The organism is Rhodocytophaga rosea (genome assembly GCF_010119975.1).
Taxonomy (GTDB): Bacteria; Bacteroidota; Bacteroidia; order Cytophagales; family 172606-1; genus Rhodocytophaga; species Rhodocytophaga rosea.
Window position 1 is genome coordinate 6,931,264 of sequence record NZ_CP048222.1, and the last position, 19,358, is coordinate 6,950,621.

At 42.2% G+C, this 19,358-nt stretch carries 16 protein-coding genes; 7 read left to right on the forward strand and 9 right to left on the reverse strand.

Features of this window, described 5'->3' with window-relative positions; genetic code table 11:
* Positions 1-73 precede the first annotated feature (73 nt).
* From GXP67_RS28610 to GXP67_RS28620, 3 genes are all read left to right on the forward strand, one after another.
* The gene (locus tag GXP67_RS28610; RefSeq protein WP_162446302.1) at positions 74-886 is read left to right on the forward strand and encodes a 3'-5' exonuclease; all 813 of its coding nucleotides are present in this window, start codon (positions 74-76) and stop codon (positions 884-886) included.
* A 62-nt stretch (positions 887-948) separates the two neighbouring features.
* A complete protein-coding gene (locus GXP67_RS28615) occupies positions 949-1,350 on the forward strand; it encodes a hypothetical protein (RefSeq protein WP_162446303.1) in 402 nt (133 codons plus the stop codon).
* Between the two features lie 119 nt (positions 1,351-1,469).
* Positions 1,470-1,622 (forward strand): hypothetical protein, encoded by a 153-nt coding sequence (locus GXP67_RS28620; RefSeq protein ID WP_162446304.1) that lies wholly within the window; start codon positions 1,470-1,472, stop codon positions 1,620-1,622.
* A gap of 43 nt (positions 1,623-1,665) precedes the next feature.
* Here the strand turns inward: GXP67_RS28620 and GXP67_RS28625 are convergent, their stop codons facing one another.
* A complete protein-coding gene (locus tag GXP67_RS28625) occupies positions 1,666-2,313 on the reverse strand; it encodes a PDDEXK family nuclease (protein WP_162446305.1) in 648 nt (215 codons plus the stop codon).
* Between the two features lie 99 nt (positions 2,314-2,412).
* Here GXP67_RS28625 and GXP67_RS28630 point away from each other — a divergent pair, with 99 nt between their 5' ends.
* Positions 2,413-2,979, forward strand: a complete 567-nt coding sequence (locus GXP67_RS28630; protein ID WP_162446306.1) for a MarC family protein — start codon at positions 2,413-2,415, stop codon at positions 2,977-2,979.
* On the forward strand, positions 2,976-3,443 hold the full coding sequence (gene rnhA, locus GXP67_RS28635) for a ribonuclease HI (protein WP_162446307.1): 468 nt from the start codon (positions 2,976-2,978) through the stop codon (positions 3,441-3,443). The genes GXP67_RS28630 and rnhA overlap by 4 nt, the downstream gene beginning before the upstream one ends.
* 28 nt (positions 3,444-3,471) lie before the next feature.
* On the opposite strand, the gene GXP67_RS28640 is transcribed toward rnhA, so the two are convergent.
* The 7 genes from GXP67_RS28640 to GXP67_RS28670 all read right to left on the reverse strand — a co-directional run bounded on the left by GXP67_RS28640 (position 3,472) and on the right by GXP67_RS28670 (position 16,115).
* The gene (locus tag GXP67_RS28640) at positions 3,472-4,482 is read right to left on the reverse strand and encodes a DHH family phosphoesterase (protein WP_197901780.1); all 1,011 of its coding nucleotides are present in this window, start codon (positions 4,480-4,482) and stop codon (positions 3,472-3,474) included.
* Between the two features lie 335 nt (positions 4,483-4,817).
* Complete coding sequence (locus tag GXP67_RS28645) at positions 4,818-7,463, reverse strand: MGH1-like glycoside hydrolase domain-containing protein (RefSeq protein ID WP_162446309.1); 2,646 nt, start codon at positions 7,461-7,463, stop codon at positions 4,818-4,820.
* A 650-nt stretch (positions 7,464-8,113) separates the two neighbouring features.
* A complete protein-coding gene (locus GXP67_RS28650; protein ID WP_162446310.1) occupies positions 8,114-9,667 on the reverse strand; it encodes a bifunctional metallophosphatase/5'-nucleotidase in 1,554 nt (517 codons plus the stop codon).
* A gap of 103 nt (positions 9,668-9,770) precedes the next feature.
* Positions 9,771-11,762 carry a sialate O-acetylesterase gene (locus tag GXP67_RS28655; RefSeq protein ID WP_162446311.1) on the reverse strand — a complete coding sequence of 664 codons (1,992 nt, stop codon included), beginning with the start codon at positions 11,760-11,762 and terminating at the stop codon, positions 9,771-9,773.
* A gap of 87 nt (positions 11,763-11,849) precedes the next feature.
* Entirely contained in the window at positions 11,850-12,245 is a 396-nt protein-coding gene (locus GXP67_RS28660; RefSeq protein ID WP_162446312.1) for a hypothetical protein, read from the reverse strand.
* Positions 12,246-12,364: 119 nt separating this feature from the next.
* Positions 12,365-13,657, reverse strand: a complete 1,293-nt coding sequence (locus GXP67_RS28665) for an MFS transporter (protein ID WP_162446313.1) — start codon at positions 13,655-13,657, stop codon at positions 12,365-12,367.
* Between the two features lie 268 nt (positions 13,658-13,925).
* On the reverse strand, positions 13,926-16,115 hold the full coding sequence (locus GXP67_RS28670; protein WP_162446314.1) for a T9SS type A sorting domain-containing protein: 2,190 nt from the start codon (positions 16,113-16,115) through the stop codon (positions 13,926-13,928).
* Between the two features lie 372 nt (positions 16,116-16,487).
* Between GXP67_RS28670 and GXP67_RS28675 the strand changes: the two genes are divergently transcribed.
* Together GXP67_RS28675 and GXP67_RS28680 are read left to right on the forward strand one after the other, a co-directional pair.
* Positions 16,488-16,673 carry a hypothetical protein gene (locus GXP67_RS28675; protein ID WP_162446315.1) on the forward strand — a complete coding sequence of 62 codons (186 nt, stop codon included), beginning with the start codon at positions 16,488-16,490 and terminating at the stop codon, positions 16,671-16,673.
* A 393-nt stretch (positions 16,674-17,066) separates the two neighbouring features.
* Positions 17,067-18,155 (forward strand): zinc-binding metallopeptidase family protein, encoded by a 1,089-nt coding sequence (locus GXP67_RS28680; protein WP_162446316.1) that lies wholly within the window; start codon positions 17,067-17,069, stop codon positions 18,153-18,155.
* Positions 18,156-18,179: 24 nt separating this feature from the next.
* On the opposite strand, the gene GXP67_RS28685 is transcribed toward GXP67_RS28680, so the two are convergent.
* The gene (locus tag GXP67_RS28685; protein WP_162446317.1) at positions 18,180-19,352 is read right to left on the reverse strand and encodes a glycosyltransferase family 2 protein; all 1,173 of its coding nucleotides are present in this window, start codon (positions 19,350-19,352) and stop codon (positions 18,180-18,182) included.
* Between the last annotated feature and the right edge of the window lie 6 nt (positions 19,353-19,358).

A 19,358-nucleotide genomic window follows, 5' to 3' on the forward strand; every position in this document is an offset into this window, starting at 1 on the left:
ACAATTCAGACCTTTTGTAAATCTGTCATTCAGTAATTTTCCGTGGGCGATGGACTGCCGACTGTGGACGAACATGCACCAATTAAAGCTTAAAAAACCGCTTGCCTTTTTCGATCTGGAAACAACCGGAACCAATGTAGTAAACGACCGCATTGTGGAGATCTGCATTGCCAAAGCCATGCCCAATGGCGACCTGAATGTAAAAACCTGGCGTATCAATCCGATGGTGCCCATTCCGGCGGAAACCAGCATGATTCATGGTATTTATGATGAGGATATAAAAGATGCACCTACTTTTAAGGAATTAGCTAAACCCATCCTGCAGTTTTTTGAAGGCTGTGATCTGGCAGGCTTCAACATCATCCGTTTTGATGTACCGATGCTGGTAGAAGAATACCTTCGGATTAATATGGATTTTCCAGTCCATAACCGTAAAATGGTAGATGCCCAGAAGATTTTTCATATGATGGAACCCCGTTCCTTGTCAGCAGCATACCGGTTTTATTGCGGAAAAGAGCTGATTGGCGCCCACAGTGCAGAGGTAGATACGCTGGCCACTTTTGAAGTACTCAGTGCACAAATCCAGAAATACCAGGGCGTACAGGTTAAAGATGATAAAGGAAAAGAGTTTGAACCGGTGAAAAATGATGTGAACGCCCTACATGAACTCACAGCAACCAAAATGGTAGACCTGGCCGGCCGGATCATCTTTAATGAAAAAGGAGAGGAGATTTTCAATTTTGGTAAACACAAAGACCGCAAAGTAACCGAAGTACTGGAGAAAGAACCTGCCTTTTACGACTGGATGATGAAAGGTGAATTTCCTCTGGATACCAAACGCAAATTGACAGAGATTAAACTCAGGGGTTTTAATCTGAAAAGGTAGAAACAAAAGAAGGATGAATGTCTTACTGATATAATTATCTAATGGTTACGTGCTACAGAGATATGAACTACGAACAGATAAAAACATTTGTTGGGCTTTCAGACTGTTCACAAGGGTACTCATTGAAAGAGTTGCTCCATGCCGAAAAGCGGTTAAATAGACTATTACCCATTAGCTTGCGGAAGTATTATCAATGTTTTGGTAAAGATGCCCTACTTACAAATGCTTTCCATAAATTGGTAAACCCTCTAGAAATAAGTTTTCAAAATGGATACATAGTATTTTATGAAGAAAACCAAGGAGTATGGGTAGCCGGATTTCAAGTAGAGAAATTACCAGCAGAAGATACATCTGTATGGTTAACTTATGATCATGGGCAAAGCTGGGAAAAATTTTGTGATAAGCTCTCTGAGTTCTTAATTTCTATGTCTTTTTTTAGATACTGGAGGGGTGGGATTATGTAGCTGTAAAAGAAGGTATAGAACAGACTATATTTGAAGGTGTCTGCCAACATTGGCTAGAGCTGGAAGGAGCCTGCTCACAAGTCAATACCAGGTTTTTTAGTAATCAAATTAAGACACAATTGTTAGGTATAACAGTAGAATCAGCTTCTGGTTCTGAGTCCAAAAAAACTACCTATTATCTCCAAATAGCCACCTCTACGCAAGAGGATTATGAGCAAGTTGTGGACAAATTAGGCATAGAAGATTGGGATTATTCATCCTTGTATGATTGAAATGAAAAAATAATAGCATTATGTTTTAAATGTAATTACATACCTATTGTAAATCTTCCAGTATTTCCTCCTGGCCACCTTCTATAAGCCATTTTTCAATGGCTACCCTAAAAGCCTTGCCTATGGTTATATCAAAAGACTCTTTCCATGAAACATGAGAGTTAATAATTTTTCCTTCGGCGGATTTTTCAAATACCAGTACAATTTTAGAAGCAGTCAGTATCCATATTACCTTTTGGGTGCCGGCATCAATCAGGCGTGAACTTTTATTGAGCATATACGAAAAATCGTCTTTCCGCTTTTTTTTGTGCAGATATTCTTCTTCCGGCTCAATGTTAATATCCACTTCAAAAGCAAATAAGGGAGCTGCCGGGATATATTTATTTTTATCCCTGTTTTTGGGTAAAGTTGCTCTGTCAAAAACAGCAATATCAATCGCAAAGTTATTCGTATGGGAAAGATGTATACCTACTTCTCCTGATAAAATATCAAACGACCTGGCATCTACATTTTTAAATAAGAACTGCAAAATGGCATTAATAATCCTTGCTTGTGTCTCTGAACAGCCCATGATTGCCTCAAGTGTGGTTTCTTTGGTTAAAACTTTCTGGTAATCCTTATAATAATATTTTTTACCATCAATTATTTCTTTGATCAGATAGTCCGGGATGGTTTCGAGCTGTTTTTCCATACAAGCATTTAAGAAAAATTTAAATCAATAGTTCAGCACAAGTATTAAATATACGAAGTACAAAGGAAAAATACTTATTTTGGTGGCTAATATCCAATCATGTTCAGTTTCAAACAAATACTTTCGGTTACACTTATTCTGTTCTCCGTGATCGACATCCTGGGTTCAATTCCCATTATTATAGAATTGCGGAAAAAAGCCGGAGTGATTGAGTCTGAAAAAGCGACTATTGCAGCCGGTGTACTGATGATTATTTTCCTGTATCTGGGTGAATCAATTCTGAAATTGTTTGGGGTAGATGTGGCTTCCTTTGCCATTGCCGGAGCCATTATCATTTTCCTGATCGGCATGGAAATGACACTGGGTATCAATATTTTTCAGGAAAGCACCGATTCCTCTACCAGTTCTATTGTTCCGTTGGCGTTTCCGCTCATTTCAGGAGCCGGTACCATGACTACCATCATCTCACTACGGGCAGAATACACGACACCCAATATACTGGTTGGCATTACCCTGAATCTGATTTTTGTATATCTCGTACTGAAATCTTCGGAGTGGATCGAGCGGAAAATTGGAAATGCCGGGGCAAACCTGCTTCGCAAAGTATTCGGCATTATTCTGATCGCCATTGCCATTAAACTGTTTAAAACTAACCTGGGCTTATGATCACAATGTATACGGATGGCGCTTCACGGGGAAATCCTGGTCCGGGAGGATATGGCGTAGTACTTATCTATAAACAGCACCGCAAGGAATTAACTGCAGGTTACCGCAAAACCACTAACAACCGCATGGAACTGCTGGCAGTGATCGTTGGACTGGAGGCATTGAAAGAACCTGGCCATGAAGTAATCATTTACTCTGATTCCAAATATGTGGTGGATGCCGTAGATAAAGGATGGATCTGGGGATGGCAGAAAAAAGGCTTTGCCAAAACAAAAAACCCGGATCTATGGCAGCGGTTCTTAAAAATCTATAGCAAACACAAAGTGAAATTTAAGTGGCTGAAAGGCCATGCCGGACATGCTGAAAACGAACGCTGCGACCAGCTGGCTGTTCAAAGTGCCACCAGTCCAGGTTTATTGATTGATGAAGGGTATGAGGCTGGGAATGATGGATTGGAAATGTAAAAATTTTCATCCTGACAAAACCAGTTTACTACTGAGTTAACTGGTCTTTATACAGAGGCAGCAGGCTAACAAATTTATTTACAGTTTCGCTCAGAGGCAAACTGGAATTTCCGCCGGCTGCATTTTTATGGCCGCCGCCATCGAAATGTTTCCTGGCAAAATCATTCACTGAAAAATCGCCTACCGACCGGAAAGACATACGGATTACTTCTGAGCGGTCTATAATAACGGCTGAAAGAATAATTCCTTCAATCGACAACCCAAAATTAACCAGACCTTCTGTATCACCGGTTTGAGAGTTAAAACGTTTGAGTTCTTCGGCAGAGATGGCAAAATAGACAGTCCGGAATTCTGGCAATACCACCATTTTTTCGGCCAGTGCAAAACCCAGAAAGCGAAGCTTGCTTTCTGTATTGGTATCGTATACCAGGCGTTGAACCCGGTTGGTATCTACCCCAATTTCGATCAGGTCAGCACTGATCATATGTACCCGTTTGGTAGTATTAGAATGCCTGAAAGAAGCCGTATCGGTCATAATACCGGCATAAATACACTCGCCAATAAAGGTGTCAATATAAGTATGATCACCTAGTTCGCAGATCAGTTCGTATACCAGTTGTGCCGTGGCGGCCGCATTAATATCCCATAGTTCGAAATGAGCAAAATGTTCGGGTGCCAGGTGATGATCGATGAGTACTTTATAGGCAGACGCATTTCTTACAATTTCACCTAGTTCGTTGATGCGGCTAAGAATAGAAAAATCCAGGCAACAAATAATATCTGCTTCCTGCATGATCTGCTCTGAACGTTTTTCATTTCCTTCATTAAACACAATTACATCCTGATTGCCCTGCATCCAGTTGAGGAATTTCGGATAATCAGTTGGTGTAATCACATGCACCTCATGGTTTTTCTTTTGCAGGTATCCGGCCAGTGCCAGCGAAGAGCCTAGTGCATCCGCATCCGGCTTTTGATGGGTGGTAATGGCAATTTTTTTGGGAGAACGTAGCAGTTCTTTCAATTCGTCCAGATGCTGCATCATTTTATAGAAGCTTGAATGTACATACCGGACCTGCAAACCTGATATAAAGGAGTGGATGATCCTGCTGGCAAGTGAACCTGCCTGTTTGTTTTCTTAAGGGCTGTATAGGTATAGTTACAGGTTTCATACAAAATGCCAGTTTGCGTATGTATTCAGCAGTGTTTCTTTCTAAGCAAAGTCCAAAATTGTAAATAAAATCCATGAAAAACAAATAAGGATTATCATTCATCCTTGGTTCACGGACGACAGTCTACAGAAAATTTCTGATTTACAGAATCACTGAATTACGGAGTGATTATTCATCCCTTCAGTAAATTTATTATTTCCATGGACTAGTGACTATTATCCTCCCCGGCACATATTTCCAGCAACCGGGCAATTAAGCCTGTCCATCCGGTCTGGTGGGAAGCACCTAAGCCGCTTCCGGAATCTCCATGGAAATATTCATAAAACAACACATAATCCCTGAAATAAGGATCAACTTGTGCTTTAATGTCATTTCCAAACACCGGCCTTTTTCCTTCTTTATCTTTCAGAAATATTTTTGACAGGCGTTTGGCCAGTTCAATAGTAATTTGCCGGATATTAATAAATGTACCTGAGCCAGTCGGATATTCTACTTTAAAGTCATCTCCATAATACTGATAAAAGCGCTCTAAAGATTCAATAATCAGATAATTTACCGGGAACCAGATGGGACCCCGCCAGTTGGAATTACCACCAAACATACCAGAATCTGATTCTCCTGGCTGATAGGCTACTGTAAAAGAACTTCCATTGTTGCGGAAAACATAGGGGTGTTCCAGGTGGTATCTGGACAGCGCCCGTATTCCAAAATCAGACAAAAACTCTGTTTCGTCCAACATCCGTTTAAGCAGGCGTTTCATCCGGTGACCTCTGAGTAAGGAAAGTAAGTGCCTTTCTCCCCGGCCAGGTTCCTGCCAGCGTGAGATTAAATTAGCCAGATCCGGGCGGTATTCGAGAAACCATTTCAGTCTGGTAGTAAATTCCGGCATGGTTTCAAACAGTTCGTGGTCGAGCACTTCTACGGCGAACAAGGGCACTAATCCTACCATGGAACGTACTTTTAACCGCTCTTGCTGGTGGTTGGACAAGTGCAATACATCGTAATAAAATTCATCATCATCGTCCCACAAACTAAAGTCTTGTTCTCCGATGTTGCGCATGGCTCCGGCGATATACAGGAAATGTTCAAAAAACTTGGTGGCGAGGTTCTGATATAGTGATTTTTTTTTCGCCAGTTCCAATGCGATACGCATCAGGTTGAGTGAATACATCGCCATCCAGCTGGTGCCATCTGCCTGTTCAATATAGCCGCCAGTGGGAAGTTCTGAACTCCGGTCGAATACGCCGATATTGTCTAGTCCAAGAAATCCGCCCTGAAAAATATTATTGCCGTCTTTGTCTTTCTGGTTCACCCACCAGGTAAAATTGAGCAGCAGTTTATGAAAAATAGCTTCCAGAAAATCTGTATCACCAATTCCGTTATTCCGCTTTTGTTCCATCCGGTATACCCGCCAGGTTGCCCAGGCATGTACCGGCGGATTTACATCACTAAAGTTCCATTCATAGGCCGGAAACTGGCCATTGGGATGCATATACCACTCACAGGTAAGCAGGGTAAGCTGTTCTTTGGCAAAATACGGATCAACAATAGCCAGGGGAATACAATGAAAAGCCAGATCCCAGGCCGCATACCAGGGATATTCCCACTTATCAGGCATGGAAATAATATCTGCATTGTTGAGATTGAACCAGGCGTTGTTCCGTCCATTTTTCCGCTCGGGTGGGGGAGTAGGCATCGCCGGGTCACCATTCAGCCACTGCGGTACATCGAAATAATAAAATTGTTTGCTCCACAGCATTCCTGCCAGGGCCTGCCGGTGAACTTGTCTGGCATCTTCGCTGGTGAATTTAGTCTGAAGTCCGGCATAAAAGGCATCTGCTTCCTGTTGACGAGCTTTAAAAATGGATGAAAAATCCTTGAATGGTTTTTTGAGCATCTGCTTCTCCAGACGAAGACGGATTACCTTGGATTCGCCAGCCGCCACACTCATCTCAAAATTGATAGCGGCTTTTGTGCCTTTTTTATCCGGATGAACAGCCTGATGATTGTTATTGATCAGATATTCATGGATGCCATCTTTGAAATAGCCGTTTTCTGTATGTTGCCCATACAAACGTTCTGTATTGGTTTCATTCTCACAAAATAAGATCTGGCCTTCCGGCTCTATATGCAGGAATAATTCTCCTAGTTTCTCATGTTTAACCTCAATCACGCCGGTATTACTTACAAAGAGCAGCGGTTTATAATGGTCATAGCCCCATGCCCAGGTATTGCGGAACCAGAGTTGAGGAATTACATGCAGCGCAGCTTCTTCTGGTCCCCGGTTGTGAATGGTAATTTGAATGAGTATATCCTCTACATCAGCTTTGGCGTACTCAATGAATATGTCGAAATATTTATCCTGGTCGAAAGTACCAGTATCCACCAGGTTATACTCCAGCTCATGTTTACCCCGTCGGCGGTTTTCCTCTACCAGCCTTTGATAAGGAAAAGCTTCCTGTGGATATTTATAAAGCATTTTCATGTAGGAATGTGTAGGCGTATTATCCAGGTAGTAATAATATTCCTTTACATCTTCTCCATGGTTTCCTTCTCCATTGGCAAGCCCAAACAAGCGTTCTTTCAGAATCGGGTCTTTTTTATTCCAGAAACCAAGGGCAAAACAAAGCAACTGACCATCATCGCAAATGCCACCAATGCCTTCTTCGCCCCAGCGGTAAGCTTTGCTCCGGGCCATATCATGGGTAGAATACGCCCAAGCATTTCCATTGGCACTGTAATCTTCCCGAACGGTACCCCATTGCCGTTCCGACACATAGGGTCCGAATTTTTTCCATTTTTTTATTCCCTGGTTGCTTTCGTCGAGTCTTTGATGTTCGCGTTTGGCCATTGGTAAATGTAATGTAAAATTGATAGTTGAAAGTTGAAAATGAAGTTTGCAGGTTGTAATTATAATTACAGATGATACCTACAGGGATTCGATACCCGAATTTAACTAATACACTTCGTGATAAATTATCATTTTTCAATTATCAATTCGATCTTTTATGAAAATTAATCTTAAACAATTGCATTATTATTAATTATTCTAAAATCAGATTTTGAATTTTTTTGAATTAAGTGTTATAAGATGAATAGTATGATGAGAAATGGAATAACAAATAAGAAAATTGCTAAATTTTTGCTAAAAGATGTGCTTACTCTTTCATCATAACTGCTTACAATATGTTTATACCTTTCATTAGTTAGAAAGTACCAATTATTAAAGTAGTAAATTCCTGCTGTGAGTACGAAGAAAAAGAATCCATAAAGGGAATGCGAACGTAGAAATTTTTCTATGCCAGATACATGCAAAATTAAGACTATGGAAAATAATACAAACACAGAAAATAATGTAGACGCTACTGTATGATTATTATCAATTTCCTTCTTAATTGATTGGTTGAGTTTGTAAAAACAGTAAAATAAATAGTTATATATTTTCATTTGTTAAAGTATGCTCTGCACTCTTTGCTAAATATACATACAATATTAAATAAACTATTTTCTCAATGAGCGCATATAAGCCACAACAGCCATACGTATATCATTCCGCATATCCGACTTGTTGCTGGCATCCGGCTCGTAGATGTGGAGAATATCCGGATTTCCGGCTTTCAGAAATTCCAGGTTGCTTTCCAGGCCGGTGAGCAGGTAATCGGAGAGCGCCACCCGGTAAGTTTTGTTCGGATTAAGAAGTTTTCCATCGATATACCATTTGCCTTGAGTGGCTTCAAATTCAGCTTTATCGGTTTGCAGATAGCCGCCAATACCAACGTTTTTCATACCAATGGTAAGCACTTTTTCCAGCAATGTTCCTTTCATATCTGCCTCCAGGATACGGCCGGCAAAGGGTAAAGTCCGCAGAATGTCGTATTGAGTAATGGTGCCAGATAGCTGATCATCTACCCGGACAGAGCCACTATTGAGCATGGCTACTTCACTTTGGGGAGCAGCCGCAGAAATGGCTTTTGCAATCAGTTTGCCCAGATTGGTGGGCTCATACCTCATATGGCTTTCACGGCCTTCCAGTGGTTCAGTGGTAACAAAGATCGCTTCATGCGGATCAAAGCCTAATTCTTTAAAACTTTGGTCAGCAATTCCAGTCCATTTGCTTACAACGCCTTCGGTCACTGGCTCAGGAGTGATTGTCTGGTCTACCGACTGTAAGGTGGATTGAATGGAAAGCTGGCGGCTGGTTTTGTTGTATTTCAGGGTGTGTACATATACCGATTTTGCATTGGCATCGGCTTTGGCGACTATGGCAGTTCCAACGGTATCATAACTATTGGTATGTTCATGTCCACCCATAAGGAGCCGTATTCCCTGGTTTTGCTTGCTCACTTCTATATCATCTTCAATATCCAGGTGGGTAATGGCGACTACAAAATCAGCCTGGGATTGTAAGCTTTGATAGGCTTGAGTAGCTTCGGTTTTGAAATCAGTATATTCAGCAAATTTTACTTTATTGGAGGGAATGGTTAAGCCCAGTACGCCGATTTTTATTTGCGTACCATCCTCATCTCTGGCCTCCAGTACCATCGTTTTGGGAACAGGTTTGGCCTGAGCTCCGCTGGTAAAAGGTTGAGTGCTAGTACCGGTTTTATGTGATACATTAGAGGAAACCCATTGAAAAGTAGATTCCTGCAAGCGGTTTAAGAGTTCTTCTTCCTTAATGTCGAATTCATGGTTGCCAAACGTAACCAAATCTACACCAGCGGCATTCATCACCTCTACCATTTGCCTTCCCCGGATGCGGCTACCTTCATAGGTCATGTTGCCAATAACAGATGGATTCAGAAAATCGCCTGCCATTACTGCATAGGTATTGGGATTACGCTGAAGCAATTGTTTTTTTATTGCCGCTACCCTGGCCATTCCGCCTACTCTGCCACCTTCCAGGGGTGCAATTTCATACACATCGTTCATTTGCAGAAAAACTACCTCAATCTGGTTATCATCGCCTGTAGTGGCAACAGGAACTTTGGTTGGTTTGCAGGAGAAACAGAAAAGGAGAAGTAGACTGTATAAAAGTTTGGTAGAAGATAAATTCATGGTTGAATGTTCATTAATGGTGCCATAAAGCTTGCAGCAATGTAGTAAAAATAGTAAGACACCGGTTTATAGGCCAGTGTCTTACTATTCTATTCATCAGCGTTTACTTTTTACTAATTGTTAAGCCAGGCCAATCATCGGTGCGGAAGGGGGAAGCTGGCAAACCTTCTTTATTGAACAGATTAGCCTTTGACGGATTGTTTGACCAGGCATACCGCACCCCCACCGGATTTGTCACCTGACTGCTGGATACTACTACTGTATTTCCTTCAATTCTGGCATCTGCCCACACAAATTGTTTATCAGGGCCGGCAATCGCAAATTCTTTTAACACTCCGCCTTTTACCACTAGTCCACCTCCAATATTGTTGAAAGTAAGCACAATCTTATTGCCATCTGTTTTCATGGATGTATAGGTTGGGCCGGAAAAAACCACATTATCCTGATAGGCTACTTTTTGTGCAGACAGTGCCAGCCGGTGTCCTACATCCTGCTTATTTCTGGGATGAATATCGTTGGCATCCCCTATATCAATAATTACAGCCATACCTGTTTTAGGCAAGGAAAGTGTCATCGATTGGGCTTCCCGGAGTTCTGCCCAATCGCTTTCTACCGGTTGCTGTTCTACTTTCATAAAATTAGCGAGCTGGACAAACAGAAAAGGAAAATCCTGTTTCCATTGCGCCCGCCAGTCTTTGATCATAGCCGGGAATAAAGTCCGGTACTGATAGGCCCGTCCGGCATTGCTCTCACCCTGGTACCAGATGGCTCCTTTGATGGCATAGGGCACCAGGGGTGCAATCATGGCATTGTACAGTACCGCTGGGGAATTCTGGTTATACAGTACTTTAGGTTTAGCAGGCATCTGGGAAATATCTAAAGCGGTCTGGTATTGCCATTGGTCAGCTAAAGAAACAATTTGTTTTTCACCGGAGATAAGTTGCATGTCTTTTTCTTCGCCATAGATTCCACCGCCACCACCAGTATCAATTACCCTTACAGTAATTACATTTTTACCGGCTTTTACCAGTGTCGCGGGAACTGTATATTTTCTGGCTATATTGTAGGCATTGGTAGTACCGACAAATACGCCGTTAAACCAGGTGCTGTCTACATCATCAATCGAGGCCAGGTGTAAAGTGAGTTCTTTCCCGGCTTCTGTTTCGGGTATCATTACTTCTTTTCGGAACCAGACAATCCCGTCATAATCTGGCAAACTGCCACTCTCCCACAATCCGGGAAGTTTCATGGCAGGCCAGTTGGTGGGAGTAAATTCCGTAGCATTCCATTTAGGAGAGGCCGCATATCCCCGGTCAGCACCGGATACAGAGTTTTGCCATTCTTTTAATTTTGTTTCATAGGTCTTCATTTCATCCTGAATGGCGGTGCCCCTGGTCGTCATATCATCTACCACTTTGCCATATTCCGGAAACGCTTTTAAGGCTTGTGTACTTGTCCAGGATTCGGAGGGAGTGCCGCCCCATTCAGAAGTGATCAAGCCAATAGGAACTTTGTATTTCTGGTGCAATTCCCTGGAAAAGAAATAGCCGACTGCCGAAAACTTTCCGGCATTTTCAGAGCTGCAAACCTTCCAGCCATCGCTTTCAAAGTCAGTTTGAGGCGTAAAGGCAATGTTGTTTTTTACATCCAGTACCCGGATCTGCGGATAGTTAGCATTGGCAATTTCCTGTTCAAAGTTATTTACCGTCCAGGATAAGTTCCATTCCATATTCGATTGCCCGGAAGCCAGCCAGACATCGCCAAACAATATATCTTTGATGGTGATCGTATTTTTTCCCGCGACTGTCATCTCATAAGGACCACCAGCTTTCATAGCAGGCAAACTGATCATCCATTTGCCATTGGCATCTGGGGTAGCGGTATATTTTTTCCCCTGGAAGGTGATTGTCACCTTTTCTCCGGTATCTGCCCATCCCCAGACAGGCAGTTTAGTATCCCGCTGCAATACCATATGATCTCCCACCAGTTTTGGCAAACGCACATCGGCAAGGGCGGAAAATGCAAATAAGATCAAAATGATTACTAAACCAGATTTAAGAATTTTAACAAGAATTTTAACAAGACTTTTTACCATAATTAATAAAAGTTTAAGAGTAACTTGGAAGCCTTATTATTTATATCAGTAATTTATTATAAGACTTATTTAAAAGTATATAATGCTCTAAAATTCAGGAATGAGATCTTCTAGAGATTTGTTGCTTATATTTTCATTTTGAGTGATTTTGGTTTTTTGTTCCTCTCTTCCTTCGGCTTTCCAGAGTGTTATAGTATGAACAGAGACAAATTTACTAGACTTAATTTTCTTAGATGGAAAGAGGTTATCAAGATCAGCCCAAATGGTAATTTGTAGTTTTTTCAATTTAAACAAATCGCACTCGTGGTTCTGAAAATGTAATGGCAACCAATCAATATAATCGGTTAATAATTGTATGCTTTCTTCTGAGGAAGCTTCTTTAGGTTCTATTTTTTTGTTTATAAAGTCAAATACAGCGAAAGGTTTTATTCCCATTCTGTGCAAACGAAGCAGTACATTTATAGCTAATTTTGGACTCTTCATATAGTCGATACTTTGAAATGAGTAAGCAAAATTATGTATAGCAGATTTATAATTTTTGTACTTCATCTTTCTGTATCTATACGATAAAACAATATTTACATCACAAGTATAAACTCAAATTATACTCCCTCTAATTTCGCCTTTTCCAACTTAGGAACCAGCAGATGAATCACCAGCAGGGCAAACAGATAGCCGGTACCAGCAATGGTGAAAATGATCATATAACTACCGGTATATTCCAGAATAAAGCCCACAATTTTTGCAATAAACATTCCGCCCACCGCTCCCAGCATGCCACCAATCCCTACCACTGAGCCAACGGCATGGCGGGGGAACATATCGGAAGTAAGCGTATATAAATTAGCCGACCAGCCCTGGTGCGCCGAAGTAGCCAGACTGATCAAGGCTACTATTGCCCATAAACTAGTTACCTGAGAGGCAAAAACCATGGGGACTACTGAAATAGCACAGATGAGCATCGTAGTTTTACGGGCACGATTGGCATCCCAGCCTTTTTTCATCAGAAACGAAGAAAACCAGCCTCCAGCTACACTGCCTACATCCGAAACCAGGTAAATGATAATAATAGGTAATGCTACCCCTTTCAGGTCTAAGCCATAGTTTTTATTCAGAAAGTCAGGGAGCCAGAACAGGTAGATCCACCAGATGGGGTCTGTCATAAATTTGCCTAAAGCAAAAGCCCAGGTCTGACGGTGAGGAATCAGTTTAATCCAGGGAGTTTTCACCACAGGTTCTTCAGCATCACTGCGGATATAATCGAGTTCAGCTTTGCTGAGCTGACTATGTTTCTCCGGGCGGTCGTACATTACCCACCAGACGATCAGCCACAAAAATCCGATGGCCCCGGTAGCGATAAATGCCCATCGCCAGCTGAGGCTCAGCGTAAGCCAGGCCACAATAGGAGGGGCCAGAATAGCGCCTACATTGGTGCCAGCATTAAAAATTCCTGTCGCAAAGGAACGTTCCTTTTTGGGAAACCACTCTGCGATGGTTTTAATACAAGCCGGAAAGTTGCCGGCTTCCCCCAAGCCAAGTCCGAATCTGGCTATACCAAAACCGGTGGCTGATTTTGCCAGGGCATGGGCCATGGCAGTGATGCTCCAGAAAATAAGGGCAAAAGAAAATCCTTTTTTGGTGCCGAACTTATCCATGATCCAGCCCATAAACAAAAAACCAATGGCATATGCGGCCTGAAAAGCAACTACTATATTGCTATACTGAATTTCTGTCCAGCCCAGTTCCTGCTCTAAGGTGGGTTTTAATAAACCCAATACCTGCCTGTCGATATAGTTGATGGTAGTGGCAAAAAAGAGGAGGGCACAGATCCGCCATCGGTAATTGCCAATCGCTGTGTGTACAGGCTGAATTTTTGTGGGATTTTCAAGTTGCATAAGGCAATAGATGTAATATTGGTAGCTGGGAATATCGAAAAAAATGCTCAGGATACCTTATGTACTTGTGGAAAATAATTTTTTGCATCACTTTTTAAGTAATGGCGCTATCTTTTATAAGGATGTGTTTGCAAAAAATCCTTATAAAAGATAGCGCCATTACAGAGTACTGGTGGATAAACAGCCTTCACATGAGGCATATTACAATTTTGTAAAATAAGCCGGTAGCGAACTTTTTTGTTTTAAAAGTGATATTTTTTAAAACCACTTACTGCTTAAGCACTTTTGTTACCTGCCTGGTACCCTCTTCTGAAGTAATGATGATAAAATAGATGCCGGTTTTTAAAATTCTACCGGCTAGCTCTATGGTATACTCACTGCTAGGGGTAGATGTCTGTGTATGGAAATAGATATTGCCCAGGGCATCTTGTAGGCTGACTGTAGTTTTTCCTTTCCCGGTGGGCAACCATTGAATGGAAATCTTATCCGAAAATGGATTGGGAAATACATGCAAGCTGGCTGTTTGACTAACAAGCTGCTGTGCGGGCTGGACTGACGGGGTAAAATGCACAATCCGGGCATAATTAATTTTTGTATTTTTTCCACCATCGGCATCAATCGTGAGCAGTCCATCGGTTACTTCAACAGTGAGGGTGGCCTGTTTAAAACGTGTAAGGCTTCCGCTTTTTCCCTGGGGAACAAAGCTGCTGATAGCCCTCTTTCCTTCTACCCGGATGGAATGAACTTCCGGATCAGTACCAGTATAATTGGTGCCATCACCAACCGAGACACTCACCTGGTAATGTCCGTTTTCTACGGCAAGCTCCCAGTACGATTCAATGGGAATACCCCTGAAGTTAGGCACGTCATTTCCCTGCATATGCATCAGTGTAGCCAACAGAATATCTTCCGGAGCCGGACGCAAGCGGCCATTGCCTGGAAAGGGACCGCCTATACTCAGGTCTATTGGAGTACCAGTACTTCTGTTTTTCCAGCCATATGTGTATTTTTTTTCGCCGGGCGAAGCTGATTTTTCTCCAAAAGGTAAGCCGTAGTCTTTTTCCCATCCCTGCGGAATCCTGGTATTTTTATTTTGAAAGTTAACTTGCAGCACAGGAGAGAAGATGCCATCAGCCACGGTTTTGACAAGCCAGAAATCAAAGCTGCCTTTGCTATCCTGAGTTTTGTCGCCACTACTCCCGGAATTGGAATAACCAGCCAGCAGGTATTCTCCTTTGCTGGTTTGTGCCACCGTTTTGAGTACGTCTTGCCCATTGCCTCCCAGATCCTTATCCCAGAGTATATGGCCATCTTTGTCTATTTTTATGATCCAGTAGTCCGATTCCCCTTCACTATCCTGCGTTTTATCGCCGCTTCTATCTGAAGTTGAACTCCCAGCCAGTAGATAATTCCCTTCGAGGGTTTCGGTAGCCCAGCCAAAATCATCATTGCCTGCACCTCCATAGCGTTTATCCCAGAGTTTATTGCCACTTTTATCAAGCTTCAACACCCAGTAATCCCATCCTCCCCAGCTTTCCTGCGATTTGTCGCCACCACTACCGGAATCAGAAATGCCGGATATAAGATAATTTCCTTCACTGGTTGAAATAACAGAACCCGGAAATTCAGAATGGATGCCTCCATAGGTTTTGTCCCATAGCTTATTTCCAGTCTCATCTATTTTTACGAGCCAGTAATCCCAGCTACCCTGGCTGGGCTGCGACTTATCTGCACCTATTCCTGAAAATGAGGTACCCACCAGTAAAAACCCACCATCCGGAGCGTAAATGATATTGCTCAAAAAATCAGCTTCGTTTCCACCATAGCGTTTATCCCAAAGCTTATTTCCATTCTTATCTATGCTCACTACCCAGTAATCTTCCTGACCCAGGCTGTTTTCACTTTTATCTCCACTTATATCTGAAAAAGAATTTCCTGCCAGCAAATAGCCGCCATCGGGCGTTTCTATGGCCGACCGAAGAATATCCCCACCTTCGCCGCCATAGGTCTTTTCCCATAGCAGGTTGCCCTGGCTGTCTATTTTTACCACCCAGAAATCTTCTTCCCCTATGTTATCCCCTGATTTATCGCCGCCTTTTCCTGAAGAAGAATAGCCTAACAGCAAATATCCTTCATCCTGGGTTTGAAGCGCTGCATACAACACATCACTGCCGGTTCCACCATAACGCCGGTCCCATATTTTATTACCAGTACTATCTGTTTTCACAATCCAGTAATCGAAGGAACCCCTGCGGTCCTGCGTTTTATCGCCGCTGATGATTGAATTAGAGATACCGCCCAGCAGAAATCCTTCATCTCGGGTGGCAACAAGGGTATGCAACTGATCAATATTATTTCCACCAAAGGTTTTATCCCATCTTTTTTCAGGCGTTTGTGCCTGGCTGCTGAGATGAATAAAGAAGAGAAGCAATACATGAGAGTAAAATAGTTTGTACATAATTTAGGCCGGTTTGAGGTATATAAAGAGTAGTACGTATTCTTTCAACTATTGATAAATCACAGGACTTGCCCTGGTACTTATTCCTGCATACACTGCCAGTATTGAAAAGGAACAGGAAATAGTGTTACAGAACTTTATTATTGAATTTATTTTTCCGGCACTGACAAGCAGTACCTATGGTGAGCTTGTATCCATACGATTGTAACCCTGGTTCGGATTTATAGGCCATAAGAATTTTGAGCTGTTTTTATGTTAAATTTTTGTTATGTCCTCATGATATAGATTTGGTGAAGAGGAAGATGGGGACAGAGATAAAAATCCTGAATTTGGGTGATTGTGTGACGCCGGAAAAGCTGATAGATTTGTAGCATGGAAACAATGAATAATCATAACCAGATCTGTACCTATTCCATAGAAAACTTAACTGTTCCCCAAACAGACGCTGAATGGAGTGAAGGAGAACTGGAGCAAAAAGCCCAATTCCTGATCGCCCGTTGTTACCAGATCCTGTCGGATATAAAGGAAAAACGGGACAGAATGAAGCTGAATTCCTGATCATTTAGTATGTTTTATAGCCATAAGCAACCATTGCTGCTATTATGGGAGTTGTCCAACCAATTTTTTAATGCCCTTATTGTTATTCTCTGCAAACGCTTTATACTCCTGGAAAGCAATCAGCGTATCCAGCTACTATTAGATTTCCTTTCAATCTTTCAACATTATATTTAAAATTTTGCCTGGTTTTACAACCTGGAACTTCATTCTTCAGTATGAGGGGTGATGAGCAGCAAATTATTCTGCGGACATAGGAAAATTAAACAGGTGTAATCTTTTACATGTTATAACATGCACATCTGGTCTAGTCAATTCCAGCAACTTATCATCGACAGCTCTTTTTACATCTTGCAGAGAGGATAAGCCCCTATACCATGAAAAGCCTCAACCAGTATGAAATTATTTAGTTGTGCCCATTGCGGACAATTAGTATACTTTGAAAATAACCGTTGCGAACAATGCCAGCATCCGCTGGGATTTCTCACTTCCACCCTCCAGCTTGAAGCACTGGTGGCACAGGACATTCATTCCTTTACATTATATAACCAGGAAACAGCCAGGACAACCGGGAATCAGTTATATGCCTATTGTGATAATTACCAGTATGGCATATGTAACTGGCTGGTCGAAAAAAATGGTGATAGCAAGTATTGTGAAGCATGCCAGCTCAACCACACCATTCCGGATTTGAGGAAACCAGAATATTTGCAACGCTGGCAGGTACTGGAAGTAGCCAAACACCGGCTGGTGTATACCTTGCTTCGAATGAAGCTTCCGGTGATAAGCAGGCGTAGGAATAAAGAAAAAGGACTTTTTTTTGATTTTCTGGCCGACGCATCAGGTGGAAATGCACCCAGGGTGCTTACCGGACATATCAATGGGGTGATTACCATTAATATCGCTGAAGCTGACGACATCGAGCGGGAAATGGCCCGCAAAGCCATGGAAGAACCTTACCGTACGGTATTAGGTCATTTCAGGCACGAAATTGCTCATTATTACTGGGATCTGCTCATTCGAGATTCTGCTCACCTGGAAGGTTTCCGGCAACTATTCGGCGATGAACGCAGAAATTATGGAGAGGCATTACAGGTACATTACCATCAAAGGCCGCTTACTGGCTGGCAGCAGCAATACATTAGCTCGTATGCCAGAGCTCATCCCTGGGAAGACTGGGCAGAAACTTTTGCCCATTACCTGCATATTATGGATACCCTGGAAACAGCCTATGCTTTTGGATTAAGTGTCCGCCCGACTGTATTGGAGAAAAAAGCAGACCTGAGTATAAAGGTCAGGGTAGATCCTTTTGAGTTGAGGGATTTCAACCAGGTGATGAGTATGTGGCTCCCCATTTGTTTTGCCATGAACAGCCTTAACCGCAGTATGGGACTGAAAGATTCCTATCCGTTTATTATTCCGCCGAAAGTTGTTCAAAAACTCAGTTATATTCACCTGCTGTGCTTTACTTTCAGGAGTTCATAAGGATATGTATTGCCCTGTAATTGCTTAAGAACGCCTGGCTTTTTCCCAGATGCCGGTTTGTTTGCTGCCCAGATAGTGAATAAAACCGAGGTATACGGTATAATTCATAAAACTGAAGTAGAAAGGCACAAATAGGGCCTTCACATGGAATTTCCGTCTTTCCAGCAGATAGCCGGTCAAAGCCAGAAGGTAAAATACACATTGCAGAATGAACAAAGCCTCATACCATCTGCTCAGGGGCATTAAAAGTGCATTGGTGATAAAAATAACAGGAATGCATAAGGGTGCCACTGTCCAGCGGAACACCCGGTGTGAAATATATTGAAAACTCAACAATCCATACCGGAAAGGGTTAAGCAAGTGTTTCAGGCGGACAATGGATTGGAAACCCCCGGTACAGATTCTTACTTTGCGTTTCATTTCTTCCTGGATTGAAAAAGAGGGCTTTTCCATCGCATAGGCATCTGGTTCGTATACCACCTGATAGCCCTGGGCTGCAATCCGTAAGGAAATAATAAAATCATCCAGCAGGGTATCTTTTTCTACGGGCTGATATAAATGCGTACGCATAGAAAATAATTCACCAGCCGCGCCTACCACCGAATAGAGTTCAGAATCGAGCTTTTTCAGCAGTGATTCATATTGCCAGTAAATGCCTTCTCCAGCTCCGGCTGCTTCCTCTTTGTCTGCATTTAAGATCCGTTTTTCGCCGGCTACTGCTCCTACTTTCGGATCACTATAGTGCTTTACCAGATGTAAGAGGGCATCTTGGTTGAGTAAGGTATTGGCATCAGTAAAAACGACAATAGGAGTATTGATTTGCTGCATAGCCAGATTGATGGCTTCAATTTTTCCTTTCCGTTCGCTGCCCCCTAATACTGTTACCTGTGGGTATTGCGCCAGGTATTCCGTTGTTCCATCAGTAGAACCTTCAGTTACAAACAAAAATGTAAGTTTTCCGGCCGGATAATTCAGTGCCAGTGAATTTTGTATTTTCTGCTCAATACAGGATCGTTCGTTATAGGCAGGAACAATTAACGTTACTTCTGGCAGGGTATGAGATGAAAGAGGCTTGTGTGGAAAAATCTTTCTTTTTAAGATCACCAGCCCATATAGCACCATCCCATATCCTATATAAGAATAGAACAAGAGGAAGAGGGAAAGCCAGAATAAAAGTTGCAGGTAAAAATATTCCATACAAAA

Coding starts and splice junctions, on each gene's coding strand:
- GXP67_RS28640 (WP_197901780.1), bottom strand. CDS start 4,482: ATGCAGCATCTGGACGAATTGAAAGAACTGCTACGTTCTCCCAAAAAA.
- GXP67_RS28610 (WP_162446302.1), top strand. CDS start 74: ATGCACCAATTAAAGCTTAAAAAACCGCTTGCCTTTTTCGATCTGGAA.
- GXP67_RS28685 (WP_162446317.1), bottom strand. CDS start 19,352: ATGGAATATTTTTACCTGCAACTTTTATTCTGGCTTTCCCTCTTCCTC.
- GXP67_RS28660 (WP_162446312.1), bottom strand. CDS start 12,245: ATGAAGAGTCCAAAATTAGCTATAAATGTACTGCTTCGTTTGCACAGA.
- GXP67_RS28675 (WP_162446315.1), top strand. CDS start 16,488: ATGGAAACAATGAATAATCATAACCAGATCTGTACCTATTCCATAGAA.
- rnhA (WP_162446307.1), top strand. CDS start 2,976: ATGATCACAATGTATACGGATGGCGCTTCACGGGGAAATCCTGGTCCG.
- GXP67_RS28615 (WP_162446303.1), top strand. CDS start 949: ATGAACTACGAACAGATAAAAACATTTGTTGGGCTTTCAGACTGTTCA.
- GXP67_RS28655 (WP_162446311.1), bottom strand. CDS start 11,762: ATGGTAAAAAGTCTTGTTAAAATTCTTGTTAAAATTCTTAAATCTGGT.
- GXP67_RS28645 (WP_162446309.1), bottom strand. CDS start 7,463: ATGGCCAAACGCGAACATCAAAGACTCGACGAAAGCAACCAGGGAATA.
- GXP67_RS28630 (WP_162446306.1), top strand. CDS start 2,413: ATGTTCAGTTTCAAACAAATACTTTCGGTTACACTTATTCTGTTCTCC.
- GXP67_RS28625 (WP_162446305.1), bottom strand. CDS start 2,313: ATGGAAAAACAGCTCGAAACCATCCCGGACTATCTGATCAAAGAAATA.
- GXP67_RS28670 (WP_162446314.1), bottom strand. CDS start 16,115: ATGTACAAACTATTTTACTCTCATGTATTGCTTCTCTTCTTTATTCAT.
- GXP67_RS28650 (WP_162446310.1), bottom strand. CDS start 9,667: ATGAATTTATCTTCTACCAAACTTTTATACAGTCTACTTCTCCTTTTC.
- GXP67_RS28665 (WP_162446313.1), bottom strand. CDS start 13,657: ATGCAACTTGAAAATCCCACAAAAATTCAGCCTGTACACACAGCGATT.
- GXP67_RS28680 (WP_162446316.1), top strand. CDS start 17,067: ATGAAATTATTTAGTTGTGCCCATTGCGGACAATTAGTATACTTTGAA.